Source organism: Streptomyces botrytidirepellens (genome assembly GCF_003721215.1).
Classification (GTDB): Bacteria; Actinomycetota; Actinomycetes; order Streptomycetales; family Streptomycetaceae; genus Streptomyces; species Streptomyces himastatinicus.
Genome location: NZ_RIBZ01000436.1, coordinates 1 through 1,084, shown reverse-complemented (window position 1 = coordinate 1,084; position 1,084 = coordinate 1). Strand labels below are relative to the sequence as shown.

Sequence of the window (1,084 nt, the reverse complement as noted above, 5' to 3'; positions counted from 1 at the left end):
CGGGCGGGGGCCGTCATGACCTGACGGACGCCGCTAGTTGGGCGAGGTCTCGATGACCGCCGTCCGGTCGGCGGGGGTCTTGCCCCGCAGCGCGGTCTGCATGGCGATGGCCACCTCCTGCGGGGTGACCGGCTTCTTGCCGCCGTTGGCGCGCTCGATCAGCACCCCGTCGAAGGTCTGGCCGTAGAGCCTCTTGATCGCGTCCAGGTCGAAGTGCGGCTGGAGCTTGCCGTTGATCGGGCGCATCGAGAGGATCTGCGGCAGCGAGCGGTCCGGGCCGAACTGGATGGCATGCGCGTCATCGGTCTTGATCGTGACCAGACCGGACATCGCGGGCTCCGCGAAGGACTTCATCTTCGCGTTCACCTCGGACTTGCTGATCGTCGGCCGCTTGGCGACGACCGGCAGGTCCACCGGCTTGTCCTTGCCGGTCTCCGCCCGCTCGCGGTACGCGTCGGAGACGGCCGTGACCGCCTTGTCGATGTCCAGGCCCCGGCCCTCCCGGCCGTAGACGGGGACGGCCTTGCCCGGCTTGAACGTGATCGTGCCCTCGCGCGCCGTGCCCGAGTTGCCCGCGAGCCGCCCGAGGGCGTCCCGCAGCTTCTCCTCGTCGACCGTCACGGTGGGCTCGACCTCGTGGGTGCCGCCGAAGAGCGAGCCGATGACCGTCATCGGGTTGTAGTCGCGGCCCGCGACGTTCCGCACGGTGGCCTCGGTGTCCAGGGTCAGGCCCGCGACGGATGGCTTGATCTCCTTCTGATCGCCGTCCACGGTCACCTTCAGCGGGGCACCGGTGCGGCCGCCGAGCGCGGTGTCCAGCTTGTCGATGGCCACCTGCTTGGAGGAGCCGCCGATGTCGACGCCGAGGACGGTGGTGCCGTTGGGCACGTCCGCGTGGTTCATCACCAGGCCCGCGGTGTACGCGACACCGGCCGCGGCCACCAGCAGGGCGCCCAGCATGACGAGCTTGGAGCGGCCCTTCTTCTTGGGCTTGCCCGCCTTGCCCGCCGCGGGCGCCTTGGGCGCCGGGCTGCTCGGCGGGGCGCTGTCCCCGGTGGGCGGCCCGGCCCGGCCCGGCCCGGCG

Annotated in this window: 1 protein-coding gene; it reads right to left on the bottom strand. The window is 71.7% G+C overall.

Annotated features, from left to right (window positions below; all coding sequences use genetic code 11):
* Positions 1-33: 33 nt before the first annotated feature.
* A partial coding sequence (locus tag EEJ42_RS31420; RefSeq protein ID WP_246097516.1) for a peptidoglycan binding domain-containing protein occupies positions 34-1,084 on the bottom strand: 1,051 nt, incomplete at its 5' end.